This is a genomic window from Shewanella goraebulensis, assembly GCF_030252245.1.
Taxonomy (GTDB): Bacteria; Pseudomonadota; Gammaproteobacteria; order Enterobacterales; family Shewanellaceae; genus Shewanella; species Shewanella goraebulensis.
The window spans coordinates 2111837-2125743 of sequence record NZ_CP126972.1 but is presented as its reverse complement, the minus strand read 5'-3'; the positions used below and the strand labels follow the sequence as shown (position 1 = coordinate 2125743).

Genomic DNA, 13907 nt, shown 5'->3' with positions numbered 1-13907 from the left:
ATCTATCCATATACTTCTTAAAAAATCCTACTGGCTCGTTTGAGCCAGCTACGAGGGTACTGTCTAGTTGACTCTTATAGGTCAAGCAATAGACGTGTTGGGTCTTCAAGGAAGTCTTTAATAGCAACCAAGAATCCAACTGACTCACGGCCATCAACAATACGATGGTCGTAAGATAATGCTAGGTACATCATAGGTTGAATAACAACCTCACCGTTCACTGCCATTGGGCGATCTTTAATAGCATGCATGCCTAAGATTGCGCTTTGAGGAAGGTTTAAAATTGGGGTCGACATCAATGAACCGAAAACACCGCCATTAGTCACTGTGAAGTTACCGCCAGTCATATCATCAACAGATAATTTACCGTCACGGCCTTTAAGCGCTAATTCGCGAACATTTTTTTCGATTTCAGCAAGGCTCATAGTATCTGTGTCACGTAATACTGGCGTTACCAAACCTCGTGGAGTTGATACTGCAATGCTCACATCAAAGTAGTTGTGATAAACAATTTCATCGCCATCAATTGAAGCGTTAACTTCTGGGAAACGCTTAAGCGCTTCAGTTACAGCTTTAACGTAGAAAGACATGAAGCCTAAACGGATTCCGTGGCGCTTTTCAAAGATTTCTTGATACTGCTTACGAATATCCATAATTGGCTGCATGTTAACTTCGTTAAACGTCGTTAGCATTGCTGTCGAGTTTTTAGCTTCAAGTAAACGATTAGCAATTGTTTTGCGTAAACGTGTCATAGGAACACGTTTTTGGCTGCGACCTTCAAGCGGTGCAACTGGTGCAGGTGCTGCAGCAGGTTTTGCAGCAGGCGCTGACTTAACAAATGTTTCAACGTCTTCTTTAGTGATACGTCCACCAACGCCAGTGCCTTTAATAGCTGCAGCATCAAGGTTGTGCTCAGCAATTAAACGACGAACTGATGGGCTTAAAGCGTCATTTGACTCATCAGATTCAGCAGCGACTGGACTAGCAGCTTCTGCTTCAGCTTTAGTGACTTCTTGGCCTGAAACAGCACCAGCAACAAAGTTAGCAATAACTTGTTCGCCAAGAACGGTTTCACCGTCTGGGAATAGTATTTCACTTAGAGATCCATCTTCTGGCGCAACAACTTCTAGAACCACTTTATCAGTTTCAATATCAACTAGATTTTGGTCACGAGAAACCTGTTCTCCAGGTTGCACATGCCATGTCGCGATAGTCGCATCAGCAACTGATTCTGGCAAAACGGGTACCTTAATTTCGATACTCATGGAAAGCTTTCCTTTTTATAAATTTTATTACGACAGTTTTAATGCGCTATTGATTAATTCTTCTTGCTGGCGAGCATGCAGAGCTGGATAACCACAAGCTGGTGCAGCAGATGCTTCACGTCCAGCGTAAGTTAACTGTGCGCCTGCAGGAATCGCTGCCCAGAAATGATGTTGGCTACAATACCAAGCACCCTGGTTTTGCGGTTCTTCCTGACACCATACAAAATCTTTAACATGCTGATACTCAGCAAGTGCTGCTTGCATTTCTTCTTGCGGGAACGGGTACAGTTGCTCCACACGTAAAATAGCAACGTTGGTGATTTCTTGTTTACGACGCTTGTCGAGTAACTCGAAATAAACCTTACCGCTACAGAAGACAACGCGATCAACCTTACTCGCGTCTAATGCATCAAGTTCACCAATCACACTCTGGAAACTTCCATTAGCAAGTTCATCAAGTGATGACACAGCTAGAGGATGACGCAGTAATGATTTAGGTGACATCACCACAAGAGGACGACGCATAGGACGTACAACTTGACGACGCAACATGTGATAAACCTGAGCCGGTGTTGAAGGAACACACACCTGCATATTGTGGTTAGCACATAATTGTAGGAAACGTTCAAGGCGAGCAGATGAATGCTCAGGGCCTTGGCCTTCATAGCCATGTGGTAACAACATAGTCAGACCACATAAACGGCCCCACTTTTGCTCACCAGATGACAAGAATTGATCGATAACCACTTGAGCGCAGTTTACGAAGTCACCAAATTGCGCTTCCCAAATAGTTAACCCGCCAGGTTCAGCAGTGGCATAACCGTATTCAAATGCAAGTACTGATGCTTCAGATAATACCGAATCGATAATATCAATCTCACCTTGCTCATCGGCCACATTACGTAATGGCAAATAAGTTGTACCGTCATTTTGGTTATGTAGTACAGCATGACGATGGAAGAAAGTACCACGACCAGAATCTTGACCGGTAATACGAACACGTTTGTTATCTTCTAAGATAGACGCGTACGCTAAGGTTTCAGCAAAGCCCCAATCCAGTGGTTTTTCACCATTAGCCATTAACACGCGGTCTTTATAAATCTTAGCGACACGAGACTGAAGTTTGTGACTTTCTGGAATATCGACAATTTTTTGCGCTAGATTATTTAAACGCTCAAGTTTCATCGCGGCTTGATAGGTTTCATCCCATTCGCGGTTTAGATAAGGTGTCCAATCCACTGTGTGAAGTGTCATTGGACGCCATTCTTTAACCACACAATCGCCCGCATCTAATGAGTCACGATAAGTGTTCACTAAACCTGTCACATCATCTGCTGAAATACTGCTTTCTTCGATTAATCGATCGGCATAAATCTTACGCGGTGTCGGATGTTTTTTGATTTTAGCGTACATTAATGGCTGCGTAGCACTAGGCTCATCAGCTTCATTATGGCCGTGACGGCGATAACAGACTAAATCAATGACGACATCACGTTTGAATTCGTTGCGGTAATCAACAGCTAGCTGCGAAATAAAGGCAACAGCCTCTGGGTCATCAGCATTTACGTGGAAAATAGGCGCCTGAACCATTTTCGCGATATCGGTACAGTATTCTGTAGAACGAACATCTTCATGGTTAGAAGTAGTAAAGCCCACTTGGTTGTTGATAACGATACGAATACTACCGCCAACTCTGAAACCACGAGCTTGAGACATGTTGAATGTCTCTTGAACAATACCTTGGCCTGTAATTGCCGAGTCACCATGAATGGTAATTGGCATCACTTGTAAACCGTCAGTACATCCACGTCGGTCTTGACGAGCACGAACTGAACCAATAACCACTGGGTTTACGATTTCAAGATGTGATGGGTTAAACGCTAACGCTAAATGGACATTGCCACCTGGCGTTTCAAAATCTGATGAGAAACCTTGATGGTACTTAACGTCACCAGAACCTTGGACTTCGTCGTGTTTTCCTGCGAATTCATCAAATAATTCTGCAGGACGCTTACCTAAAACGTTAACAAGAACGTTTAAACGGCCACGGTGAGCCATACCAACAACGATTTCTTTAGTTCCAGCTTCACCAGCGCGGTATAAAATCTCGCGCATCATTGGAACTAAAGCATCACCACCTTCAAGTGAGAAACGTTTTGCGCCTGGGAATTTCGCGCCAAGGTATTTTTCCATACCTTCAGCAGCGTTTAGGCCTTCTAAGATACGTTTCTTAGTGGAGTTGTCATAATTTGCTTTACCTAAAGACGGTTCAAGACGTTGTTGAATCCAACGTTTTTCGTCTGTATCGGTAATGTGCATGTATTCAGCACCAATTGAACCACAATATGTGCTCTTAAGTGCGTGAACAATGTCAGCCAGTTTTAATGTGTCGCTACCGTATGCAAATGAACCTGTATTGAATTCACGCAACATGTCTTCAGCATCAAGACCATGAAACGCTGGGTCTAGTTCTTGAACGGCTTCGCGTTGCCATAAACCTAGAGGATCAAGATTGGCATTTTGATGGCCACGAAAACGGTGAGCATTAATTAATTGGAGAACTTTAACTTGCTTAGCATCTAATTCAGGGTCGGTTACACGGCTGGCGCCTTTGGCACGACTTTCTAATGCTAAACTGCGGAAATAATCACGTACTTTAGAGTGTGCAGCTTCAGGTATATCTTGAGAAGTACCATTTACCGCAGGGAGATTATCAAAGACGGCTTGCCAATCAGCAGTAACTGAACTTGGGTCCTCTTGATAGGCTTCATACATCTCTTCTACGTAGGTCGAATTTGAGCCACTTAGATGTGACGATTCGAGCCAAGCTTTCATGATGCCTTGGTGCATTACTTTTCCTTACAAACTTGATACACGTGCTTCGCCATAATCAAAATTACGATACCTTTTGCACCGCAATCGAATCGTATCTAACTATATAATTTTACAGAGTTAAATACAAAGGTCTTCCTAATACACACAAAGAGCCATCTACGAAGATGAAGATGGCTCTCATCAAGAGCTATTTAAGAGATAGTCCTAGCTCTACATTGTGCATTTATACTGCTCGCTTCAATAGCATTGACTTGATATGGCCAATAGCTTTTGTTGGGTTTAGCCCTTTAGGACAAACATCAACACAGTTCATAATACCGTGGCAACGGAATACACTGTAAGCATCGTCTAGACCAGATAAACGTTCTTCAGTCGCCGTGTCGCGGCTATCGATTAAGAAGCGATATGCATGAAGTAAACCACTTGGACCGATAAATTTATCAGGGTTCCACCAGAAAGATGGGCAAGCAGTTGAACAACAAGCACACATGATACATTCATACAAACCATCTAGATGAGCACGCTCTTCTGGAGACTGCAGATGTTCACGAGCCGGAGTTTTCTCATCATTGATAAGAAACGGCTTAATTTTTTCGTACTGAGTGTAGAACTGAGTCAGGTCAACAATCAAATCACGTACTACAGGCATACCTGGTAATGGACGAATTTCAATTTTCTTACCCTTGAAGGTAGAAACAGGCGTGATACACGCTAATCCGTTTTTACCATTCATGTTTACGCCATCACTACCACAAACACCTTCACGGCATGAGCGTCTAAATGACAACGAAGTGTCTGACTCTTTCAGCTTCATCAGTGCATCCAATACCATCATGTCGGTACCTTCATCCACTTCTAAGCTGTAATCCTTCATATAAGGCTTAGCATCTACATCAGGATTGTAGCGATAAACTGCAAATTCCAATTTCATCGTTCTGCTCCTAGTAAGTACGCTTGATAGGCGGGAATGCATCACGAAGCTTAGGCTCCATGTTCACTTCACGCTTTGTCATTTGTTCAGTGATAGGGTCAAAGACACTGTGACATAACCAATTGTCATCATCACGGTCTAAGAAGTCTTCACGAGAATGCGCACCACGGCTTTCTGTACGGAAGTTAGCAGCGTAAGCTGTAGCAATCGCAGTAGCCATCAAGTTATCTAATTCTAAGCATTCAATACGCTGAGTATTAAACTCTGAAGAGTTATCAGACAACTTAGCATTCGCTAAACGTTCGCGAATTGCTTTAAGCTCTTTAAGGCCTTCAGCCATTGCATCGCCACTTCTGAATACTGAGAAGTTAAGCTGCATACATAACTGTAAGTCTTTACGAATAACAGCAGGATCTTCACCATCTTTATTGCTTTCCCAGCGATTAAGACGATCAAGTGATGCTGAAATTTGTGCTTCAGATGGCGCAATAGGATCAGCAGTTTCATCTAGGGCTTTACCTAAGTGCTGACCTGCTGCACGACCAAATACCACCAAATCAAGTAGTGAGTTACCACCTAAGCGGTTTGCACCGTGTACTGATACACAAGCAATCTCACCTACAGCGAATAAACCTACAATATCTTGCTCAGTGCCATCACTATTTTGACGTACAACTTGACCACTAACTTTAGCGGGTAGACCACCCATCATGTAGTGACATGTTGGCAATACAGGGATTGGGCCATCTGCAGGATCAATATGCGCGAAAGTACGAGAAAGTTCACAAACCCCAGGAAGACGAGCTTCTAATGTTTCTTTACCTAAGTGATCAAGCTTAAGCAAACAATGCGGGCCTAGTGGACCATCTAATCCACGACCTTCACGGATCTCAGTCATCATTGAACGAGCAACAACATCACGTGAAGCCAAATCTTTTGCATTAGGTGCATAACGCTCCATGAAGCGTTCGCCATCTTTATTTAAAAGATAACCACCTTCACCACGACAACCTTCAGTTACAAGTACACCTGCGCCAGCAATACCCGTTGGGTGGAACTGCCACATTTCCATGTCTTGCATCTGAACACCAGCGCGCATTGCCATACCAACACCATCACCGGTGTTAATGTGAGCATTAGTAGTAGAAGCATAAATACGCCCTGCACCACCGGTTGCTAAAATGGTTGCCTTCGACTTAAAGTAAACAATCTCGCCAGTTTCAATTTCAATTGCAGTACAACCCACAATTGCGCCGTCATCGTTTTTAACTAAATCTAATGCATACCACTCAGAAAACACTTCAGTTTTGTGCTTAACATTTTGTTGGTATAAACAATGAAGCAAAGCATGACCTGTTCGGTCAGCTGCAGCTGCAGTACGTGCCGCTTGTTCGCCACCAAAATTCTTTGATTGACCACCAAATGGACGCTGATAGATAGTGCCGTTCTCGAAACGAGAGAAAGGGAGACCCATTTGCTCAAGTTCAATAACAGCTTCAGGACCTGTCTTACACATGAACTCAATTGCTTCTTGGTCACCGATAAAATCAGAACCTTTTACAGTATCGTACATGTGCTGTTCCCAATGATCTTCATGCGCGTTACCTAACGCAACAGTGATACCACCTTGCGCAGAAACCGTATGAGAACGTGTTGGGAACACTTTAGATAAAAGCGCACAGCTCTTACCTTCTTTAGAAATTTGTAAAGCCGCTCGCATGCCAGCGCCACCAGCGCCGATCACTACTGCGTCAAATTCGCGTACTGGAATACCCACTTAAACACCCCACACTATGATGATGCCTGCAGCTAGATAACAAAAAGCCGCTACGACAAATACGAACTGAAGTAATCCACGAACCGATACGTTTTTAACGTAATCAGTCAGAACTTGCCAAATACCAATCCACGAATGAATTAATACAGCAACAAGTGCCAGCAGAGTGAATACTTTCATTGGTAAGGTGCTAAACAGACCATGCCAAATTTCGTAAGTTAATGGGGCACTACAAGCAATAAACCCAACCATAAAAATGGTGTAACAGGTTAAAATTACTGCACTAGCACGGATTAAAATAAAGTCATGAACACCACTGCGTCCAAGGCTTGCTGCGTTGGTTACCATACCCAAATCCCCACTATGATTGAAAACGCCGCTGATAGAACAAAGGCGATTTTTGCTGATGCTAAGCCTGAGGCTAATTCTTCCCAACGACCGGTATCCATAATCAGATGACGTAAGCCAACGATTAAGTGATAACCCAACGCAGTAAGAATTCCCCAAATAACAAACTTAACCAGCAAGTTATCAAAAAGAGATTGTAGGCCAGCGAAACTCTCAGGAGATGCTAAAGATTCATTTAGCATCCAAATAAGAATACCGACAGCAAACAGCATGATGACACCGGATACGCGGTGAAGAATTGACGCAATCGCTGTTGCAGGAAAGCGAATGGTCTGTAGGTCTATATGGACAGGTCTTTGCTTTTTCACGTTCTGCTCACTCAGCTCCATTGAGCATTATTTTTATTATTCATCTTGTTTGCTTCTATTTGATACATCAAACTACTAATGTAAACAAATTGTTGAAACTTAACAGACTACTATCAAACACTTAACTATTTGAGAATTCACTAATTTAGCCAGCCAAAAAATGATTTCAAAAATGTGATGTTTGTCGCCCTTTGTGGGCGAGGCCAAGTATACTCAAGCCCATTGTCAAATACAAACGTCACACTATGCAAAATTTGTTTTTTTGTCTTTTTTTTCGTTTCAAGCCAATGCTGGCAAGGCGTCTAGCAAGGTTTATACCATGGTCTAATAAATTTAAACGCTTATTTAAATTGAAATGTGATCACGATTCACTGTAAAGTAATGTCCGCTTAACATGCCGCACTCACAGAAAAGAATGAAGTAAGGAGAACGGGGTATGGCTGACAATATAGCCAAATTAGAGTTACCGGGGAATGAATCAATCGAATTGCCAGTTAAGCAGGGAACTGCTGGCTTTGACGTAATCGATATCAGTAAATTAGGAAAGACAGGACATTTCACTTTTGATCCTGGTTTTTTAGCAACCGCTTCTTGCGAATCTGCTATTACCTATATTGATGGTGAGAAAGGTGTGCTTACACACCGTGGCTATCCAATTTACGAGTTAGCTACTGAATCTAACTATTTAGACGTTTGTTACTTGTTGTTGTATGGTGAATTACCAAGCAAAACTCAATACGAAGAGTTTGTTGCTATGGTTAAAAACCACACAATGGTTAATGAGCAATTAGCTTCTTTCTTTAGAGGCTTCCGTCGTGATGCACACCCTATGGCGATGCTATGTGGCGTTACCGGTGCATTATCTGCGTTCTACCAAGATTCTCTTGATGTAAATGATGAAAAACATCGTGAAATTGCGGCTTTCCGCCTAGTTTCTAAAATGCCAACGATTGCAGCAATGTGCTACAAATATTCAATTGGTCAACCTTTCGTCTATCCACGCAACGACCTAAGTTACGCAGGTAATTTCTTGTCGATGATGTTTGCTGTTCCATGTGAAGAATACAAAGTGAATCCTATTGTTGAAAAAGCAATGGACAGAATCTTTGTGTTACATGCTGACCATGAGCAAAATGCATCAACATCAACAGTACGTTTAGCCGGTTCATCAGGTGCTAACCCATTTGCATGTATCGCTGCAGGTATTGCTTCACTATGGGGTCCAGCTCATGGTGGTGCTAACGAAGCTTGTTTAAACATGCTAGAAGAAATTGGCAGTGTTGATCGTATTCCTGAGTTCGTTGCTCGTGCTAAAGATAAAGCTGATCCATTCCGTTTAATGGGCTTTGGACATCGCGTATACAAAAACTTCGACCCTCGTGCGAAAGTTATGCGTGAAACTTGTCATGAAGTTTTAGCTGAACTAAATGTTCAAGATCCTCTACTTGATGTAGCAATGGAACTAGAGCGCATTGCATTAGAAGACGAATATTTCGTATCTAAGAAGCTTTATCCAAATGTTGATTTCTACTCAGGAATTATCATGAAAGCAATCGGTATTCCTACTAGTATGTTTACAGTGTTATTTGCACTTTCTCGTACTGTTGGTTGGATTGCACATTGGAAAGAAATGCTTGACCAACCAGGTCACAAAATTAGCCGTCCACGCCAGCTCTACACTGGTTCTGAAGACCGTGATTTTGTAAGCTTAGATAAACGATAAAGTTCATTCCTATTGTTTATTAAAAAGCGCCTTTGAGGCGCTTTTTTTATGTCTGCAATTAATAATCAAGGCAATATGTCGGCAGTTATCTTACGAGACATTTAACCCACTATTCCACCTTCTTCCGTTCTTATTAGCTCAGAATCCATTCTTAATGTATAAACATAGTTTGATAAACCTAACGAGATTTTTTAGCAAACATAAAGGAGCATGATATCAATGAAAGTGCTCTACTAATTGATACTCTATTGGGCTAATCTGGTACTTACTCAAGCATTAAAGTAATAAGTCTTATCTATTAATAAAACGTGACAGCGACAATGGCTTTGCGTATTAATTTGGCATTATTAGATCCCTTACACCAAACACTAGAATCTGTTTGAAGTGGAGGTAGCGTCATTAATCATATAATGGATGAATTATTTACTAATTTTTTAACTCATAAACTTTAATTTAACCGTTATAAGCAATTAAAATCTTACTTTCTAATCTTTAAATGTAGTAAATTTATTGACTAAACCTTAGCTAGTAAGAGTATATAACGTCTCAAATTTTATATTTAAACGAAAAATTAACAGCAAAATACAACCTAAAATACCATTCAAATCGATATGACCAATTTCAGTAAGTGTTTAACCAAAAAACTTTACCCACTTGACCAAGTAATATACTGAACGATAAATCCAACATTAAAAATTGAATGATTATTCATCAGCAAGCTTAATGTAATGTATCAATTTGCTGCACCAAGATGGATTTTTTACTGAAAAAAGAGTTTATTCAGCACTTTTTTATTCGAAATAAATATAACTATTTCGTCATCATTATAAAAATCTGCATATCCTAAATAAAAACGACTTAAAAATTTATTTTTATACCTAATTAGAAATAGTTAATAAAAAGCAAATAAACTAACAATTCTTGGTAGATTAAACGCCAATGACAAGAAATGCGCACAAAAAGTGCACCATGCTCAATGTTAGCGCATAAAAATTATTTTAAATAAAAATAAAATATTTTCATTTATACCTAAAAAAACACACCTAAATTGCAATTTTGTAAGCCATAATCACAAAGCTCACATAGTATGATTACTATTTTAAGAATTTAAAAATCATTGATTTCACGTAAAAACGCGAAGATTTGAGGTGACGGAATATTGATATTATGTAAATAAATGACAAAATCTGTTCCAATAAAAGACTGGATTACGCCAATGCATGCTACAAAAGAACATTAGAATATTCACTTAATCTGATTAGATATTGGTAAGAACCATTCAATTCAATTTCAAAACAAGAACCTGAAAATAAATAAATTACCGAATAAAAATCTAAATATACGAACACCTTCAGTAAACTCAAAATCTGCACTTCAAAGCACTGCTAATTTTCTGCTAATACAAAAATAGTAAAATGAGCAAAGCAACATTATGAACCAATAAATCGGCTGTTACTGTAGGCTCAACGCCCTATCCCACTTGATCAATCTCCTAGCTGTGATTAATAAAGCGAAACAAGCCCTAGTTCGTGCAGTAACAGCAAGTTCATTACATGTGTATTTATAGTTCAATACTCAAAATGAATGGGTCGAAATAAATATCGTTGGTTAATGCCTCTTAGCTATTTATATGCAACTGATGTGCTTTCGCTTTTGAGACAATATAGTGAGCTACATCATCAACAGAGTGGATTTCAACTAAATTCACCTGTTCAATTTCGGCAATTGATTGTGTATTAAAATATAAGTGTTTTGCTGCTTCATATACTTCCACTACTTTTTCAGCAACCGTTTCCATCGGATCGATGAATTCAACATCTATGAACTCAGCTTCCAGAATTGAGCGGACTAATGGCAGTTCAGTACAACCTAAAATAATCGTGTCAGCACCTTGCTCTGTTAACGTTTCAATAGCCTTGCAAAGCAATTTAGCATTGTTGACAAACTCGCCAGACTTAATGCCAAAAGGTGTACGAATATCTTGGCCACATTGAGTTTTTTCACCCGTTTTAGCGCCATATATCGCACTGTGCACGTAGCGCTCCTGGATTTCAACAGTGGGTTTGAAAAACGCTATTTGCGCTTCTTCGAGGTATTTATCATAAATGGCAGAATTATAAGTACCATTAGTAGATAAAATACCGACAGTAGCTTGAGGGTTTTCTTGCTGAATTTTATGAGTGGTTGCTTTTAGCATATCCAAAAGATATACATCTGTTTGAGCTTGCAAATCATTTCTAAAATAATGTGCGGTATTACATGTCATCACAGCAAAATGTACTTGATTTCTTTCCAAGAACTTTACTGATTCAAGCATTTCAGGAATAGGATCGCTACCACCTTCGTTGATTGCTTCTGAACGATCTGGAATATCAGGATTTTTAATTACCACCATTCCCATATGATCTTGATCTTTCACAGCTCCATGGGCAACCTCTTCTTTGAAAATAATATCTTGAAATAAGATATCTGCTTCAGGTCCCATATTACCGACAACACCGAAAATTAAATCTTTCATTTTATACCCGACTACATAAACACGTGAATTTATGAATATGGTAAAACTCGAGTAAAAAACGGGTTAATCACAATTGAAGGATCAGGTCCTCGTATTAGTGGTATATTTAGTCGCTACAACTATATTGTAATTGGTAACTAAAATAGCTTGGTGTAATGGTCAAAAGCGGTGGTTTTAGTATAGCCAAGTGACTCATATAAAGCTTTAGCCACATCATTATCTACTGCAGTTGCTAATTTCACAGTACTAGCATCTGTATATTGCGCAAACAGATCAACTTGCTTAAGGAGTTTATTGGCAACTCCTTGCTGTCTTGCAGCGGTTGCTACGAACATATCGTTCAATATCCACATTCTCTTCATCGCTACAGACGAAAATGTTGGGTAAAGCTGAACAAATCCAAAACCGTCTCCTTCATCATTAGTCGCAATAAAAATCACCGAATCACTCTCGATTAAACGCTCTTTAATAAACTTTTTACATTGTTCTGTATTTGCAGATTGCCCATAAAATTGACGATATTCATCGAATAAGGCTGTAACCAAATTTAATTGTTCAATTGTTGCTTGGATGATTTTCAAAACAGTCTCCTTTATATCTGCAGCCATATTATTTTGGTTTGGGCTTGTAACTAAAACTCTTTACACAAGGTATAACTTAAAACTTGCTTAATAAATGGCTGTAACCCTTAACATCTATCTGATTTCCTTTAGATAGTTAACTTACCTCAAAAAATAAACAACGTCAGCCCAAATTGAATAATTTATGCTCAAGGTTAAATTAACCATTAACACTAAAAAATAAACATTTTCACTACATATTAATATTACCCATAGCTAAAGAATGACCATCAAACAGGTAAACTACTGATATTAAACAACAATTAACTTTGGCACGGTTACTGCTTAGATATAAGAAAGTTAACATTAGTTACAAATGATAACGTGACGTTTACAAGTTAAGGTTTCACACTTAGCTTTATTGAGCGTCATTAATTCAAAATATTGAACTGGCAGGTACCCCATGGATAGGTTAATCAACATGAAAAAAATGACAATCCCACTACTTTGTATCGCAGCACTGACAACTGGATTGACTGGTTGTACTGGTGAGCAGGAAGAGTCAAAAGAAGAAGAAAAATACGCAGTCCCTGTTGAAGTATCTCATGTTACTCAAGGTAATGTATCTTCATTTTATAGCACCACAGCAACACTCGAAGCACCAGAAGAAGCCCATGTAGTCACGCGTATTGCAGGTTTAATTGAAGAGATTAACGTTGAAGAAGGCGACCGAGTGACTAAAGGTCAAGCTTTAGCGACAATCGACGCCAAACGTCAGCACTATGATTACAAACGTTCACAAGCTGAAGTTCAAATCATTGAGCAAGAACTGAATCGCCTGAAGCAAATGAAAAATAGAGAATTTGTTAGTCAGGATGTGATGGCCAAATTAGAGTTCAACTTACAAGCAGCTATCGCACAACGCGACTTAGCTGAATTACATGTTATCGAAAGCCAAATCGTATCACCAATTGATGGCATAGTTGCGATGAGACATGTTAAAAAAGGTAATATGGCCAAGGAGTTTGAAGAGCTATTTTATATCGTTAACCAAGATGAACTACACGGTATTGTTCATTTACCAGAGCAGCAATTGACAAGCTTGCGTTTAGGTCAACAAGCTAGAATCAGTAACCAATACTCAAATAGCACGAATGCTTCCAAAGCAAATGAAATAATTGCCAATGTGTTACGTATCAGTCCTATCGTCGATGCTCAAAGCGGTACCTTTAAAGTCACAATTGCAATTGATAACACCAAAGCAAACCTAAAAGCCGGTATGTTCACCCGAGTCGAGCTTAAATACGACACCCATGAAGATGTGGTGACTGTGCCTTTCAATGCCGTTATTAATCAAGATGATACTCAAGCCTTATATGTGATTGAAGATAACACTGCCACCCGCCGTGAAGTACGCTTGGGTTATCGCGAAAAAGATAAAGTGGAAGTAATTTCGGGTGTTAAGCAAGGCGAGCAAATCGTAATACGCGGGCAACAAAACCTTAAAGATCAATCATTAGTTGAAATCATTACACCTCTTTCTTATGCCAAAAACAGCTTAAACGCTAAGTAAGGGAGTTAC

General features: G+C 39.8%; 10 protein-coding genes. 2 read left to right on the top strand and 8 right to left on the bottom strand.

Annotation, left to right across the window (positions count from 1 at the left end; translation table 11 throughout):
- Window positions 1–74: 74 nt before the first annotated feature.
- The 6 genes from odhB to sdhC form a co-directional block, all read right to left on the bottom strand.
- Complete coding sequence (gene odhB, locus QPX86_RS08840) at window positions 75–1265, bottom strand: 2-oxoglutarate dehydrogenase complex dihydrolipoyllysine-residue succinyltransferase (protein ID WP_285164954.1); 1191 nt, start codon at window positions 1263–1265, stop codon at window positions 75–77.
- Between the two features lie 27 nt (window positions 1266–1292).
- Window positions 1293–4115: a 2-oxoglutarate dehydrogenase E1 component gene (gene sucA / locus QPX86_RS08835; protein ID WP_220754212.1), complete on the bottom strand. Its 2823-nt coding sequence runs from the start codon at window positions 4113–4115 to the stop codon at window positions 1293–1295.
- 208 nt (window positions 4116–4323) lie between these two features.
- The gene (locus QPX86_RS08830) at window positions 4324–5031 is read right to left on the bottom strand and encodes a succinate dehydrogenase iron-sulfur subunit (RefSeq protein WP_220754213.1); all 708 of its coding nucleotides are present in this window, start codon (window positions 5029–5031) and stop codon (window positions 4324–4326) included.
- A 10-nt stretch (window positions 5032–5041) separates the two neighbouring features.
- Complete coding sequence (gene sdhA / locus QPX86_RS08825) at window positions 5042–6808, bottom strand: succinate dehydrogenase flavoprotein subunit (RefSeq protein WP_220754214.1); 1767 nt, start codon at window positions 6806–6808, stop codon at window positions 5042–5044.
- Window positions 6809–7156 carry a succinate dehydrogenase, hydrophobic membrane anchor protein gene (sdhD, locus tag QPX86_RS08820; protein WP_055023360.1) on the bottom strand — a complete coding sequence of 116 codons (348 nt, stop codon included), beginning with the start codon at window positions 7154–7156 and terminating at the stop codon, window positions 6809–6811. It abuts the gene before it with no gap.
- On the bottom strand, window positions 7150–7545 hold the full coding sequence (sdhC, locus tag QPX86_RS08815; RefSeq protein WP_102528518.1) for a succinate dehydrogenase, cytochrome b556 subunit: 396 nt from the start codon (window positions 7543–7545) through the stop codon (window positions 7150–7152). The genes sdhD and sdhC overlap by 7 nt, the downstream gene beginning before the upstream one ends.
- A gap of 415 nt (window positions 7546–7960) precedes the next feature.
- On the opposite strand from sdhC, the gene QPX86_RS08810 reads away from it, so the two are divergent.
- Window positions 7961–9247 (top strand): citrate synthase, encoded by a 1287-nt coding sequence (locus tag QPX86_RS08810; RefSeq protein WP_220754215.1) that lies wholly within the window; start codon window positions 7961–7963, stop codon window positions 9245–9247.
- Between the two features lie 1618 nt (window positions 9248–10865).
- On the opposite strand, the gene QPX86_RS08805 is transcribed toward QPX86_RS08810, so the two are convergent.
- Together QPX86_RS08805 and QPX86_RS08800 are read right to left on the bottom strand one after the other, a co-directional pair.
- Window positions 10866–11765 (bottom strand): aspartate/glutamate racemase family protein, encoded by a 900-nt coding sequence (locus QPX86_RS08805; protein WP_285164953.1) that lies wholly within the window; start codon window positions 11763–11765, stop codon window positions 10866–10868.
- A gap of 137 nt (window positions 11766–11902) precedes the next feature.
- Entirely contained in the window at window positions 11903–12346 is a 444-nt protein-coding gene (locus QPX86_RS08800; RefSeq protein ID WP_220754546.1) for a GNAT family N-acetyltransferase, read from the bottom strand.
- 460 nt (window positions 12347–12806) lie between these two features.
- Here QPX86_RS08800 and QPX86_RS08795 point away from each other — a divergent pair, with 460 nt between their 5' ends.
- Window positions 12807–13898 (top strand): efflux RND transporter periplasmic adaptor subunit, encoded by a 1092-nt coding sequence (locus QPX86_RS08795; RefSeq protein WP_374758508.1) that lies wholly within the window; start codon window positions 12807–12809, stop codon window positions 13896–13898.
- Window positions 13899–13907 lie beyond the last annotated feature (9 nt).